At 73.5% G+C, this 1744-nt stretch carries 2 protein-coding genes; one reads left to right on the forward strand and one right to left on the reverse strand.

Going from position 1 to position 1744, the window contains the following annotated elements:
- Window positions 1-8 precede the first annotated feature (8 nt).
- On the reverse strand, window positions 9-1193 hold the full coding sequence (locus AB8Z36_RS38870) for a thiolase C-terminal domain-containing protein (RefSeq protein WP_369218078.1): 1185 nt from the start codon (window positions 1191-1193) through the stop codon (window positions 9-11).
- Window positions 1194-1392: 199 nt separating this feature from the next.
- Between AB8Z36_RS38870 and AB8Z36_RS38875 the strand changes: the two genes are divergently transcribed.
- Window positions 1393-1744: acyl-CoA dehydrogenase family protein (locus AB8Z36_RS38875; protein ID WP_369218079.1), on the forward strand; the 352-nt coding region annotated here is incomplete at its 3' end.

The following is a 1744-nucleotide window of genomic DNA, read 5'->3' on the forward strand; positions in this document are numbered from 1 at the left end:
GAACAGCCCTAGCCCCGCCCCAGTACCACCGTGCCCGATGAGCAGAACCAGCCGCCCGTGCCCGAGGCCAGGGCCAGTTCCGGCAGGGTGCCGTCCCGGCGGTGTACCTGGCCGGCGCCCGCCTCGCCGCGGAGCTGCCGTACCGCCTCCACCAGCAGGAACAGGCCCCGCATCCCGGGATGCTGGGCCGAGAGGCCGCCGCCGTCGGTGTTGGTGGGCAGCGCGCCGTCCCGCAGCAGGCGGCCCTTCTCCACAAAGGCACCGCCCTCTCCCTTGGCACAGAAGCCGAGGTCCTCAAGGGTCACCAGCGTCATATAGGTGAAGGCGTCGTAGATCTCCGCGAGGTCGATGTCCGTGGGCCGCACCCCCGCCCGTTCGAAGGCGAGGCGTCCGCTGACCGCCGCGGGGGAGACCGTGAAGTCCTCCCACTCCGACATCGTCGTGTGCGAGACGTGCTCGCCCGCGCCGAGTACCCATACGGGCCGCGAGGCGCAGTCGGCCACGTACTCCTCCGCGGCGAGGAGCACGGCGCAGCCGCCGTCGGAGCGGATGCAGCAGTGCAGCTTGGTGAAGGGGTCCGCGATCATCGGCCCGGCGAGCACCTCGTCCACCGTGACCGGCTCGCGGTACAGGGCGTCGGGGTTGGTCGCCGCGTTGGCCCGTGCCTGCACGGCGACCGAGGCGAGCTGTTCGAGGGTCGTGCCGTACTCGTGCATGTGGCGGCGCGCGGCCATCGCGTACTTGGCGATCAGGGAGTGCCCGTAGGGGACCTCGAACTGGAGCGGTCCGCGCGCGCCGAAGGAGAGGTTCGAGGTGCGGCGCCGCGCCTTGATGTCCGCCCGCGCGGTCGAGCCGTAGACGAGGATTACGGCGTTGGCCCGCCCCGCCGCTATCGCCTCCGCCGCGTGTGCCGCCATGACCTCCCAGGTGGCGCCGCCCACGGAGGTCGAGTCCACCCAGCGGGGCCGCAGCCCGAGGTACTCGGCGACCTCGACGGGCGCCAGTGTGCCGAGGCCCGCCGACGCGATGCCGTCGATGACGTCCCGGCCGAGACCGGAGTCGGCGAGCGCACGGCGGGCCGCCTGGGCGTGCAGGGCGTAGGGCGTGGTTCCGTCGACCCGGCCGCAGTCCGAGAGGGCGACCCCGACCGCGGCGACCTTGCGGGGCGTTGAGCGGTTCGCAGGGGGTGTCATTCATCTGACGGTACATCAGATAAGCCCGGTGCGGGGGAGTGTGGGGGCGGATCGCCCGTGCAGCCGTCGGGTGCCCGTCCACCCGGGCCCCCGTTCGCGCGTCACCGCTCACCACCCTGTGCTTATCGCCGCCACCGGCCTAGCATGACGCCCCGTCAGATCCGGGTCCGGCCGACGGGTCCGGGGGAGGAGTCTGCCGATGGACGCCGCCTTCAGTGCGGAGCAGGACGAGATCCGCCGCACCCTTCGCGAACTGGTCACCAAGCGCTGCGGACCCGACGAGGTCAAGGCCGCCGCGCGCACCCCGGCGGGCCACGACCCCGCCCTGTGGTCCGCCCTCGCCGAACAGCTCGGTCTGCCGGGCCTCGCGCTCCCCGAGGCGTACGGAGGCGTGGGCTGCACCGCCGCCGAACTCGCGCTCGGCTGCGAGGAGCTGGGCCGCGCCCTCGCCCCCTCCCCGCTCCTGGCCACCGCCGTGCTCGCCGCCCCGCTGATCCTCTCGCTCGGCACCGAGGAGCAGCGCGCCGAACTGCTCCCGCGCATCGCGGGAG

Source organism: Streptomyces flavofungini (assembly GCF_041028215.1).
Taxonomy (GTDB): Bacteria; Actinomycetota; Actinomycetes; order Streptomycetales; family Streptomycetaceae; genus Streptomyces; species Streptomyces flavofungini_B.

What these genes read in the sequence shown, in the direction of transcription:
- AB8Z36_RS38870 (WP_369218078.1), bottom strand. Translation starts at nt 1,193, where the DNA reads ATGACACCCCCTGCGAACCGCTCAACGCCCCGCAAGGTCGCCGCGGTC.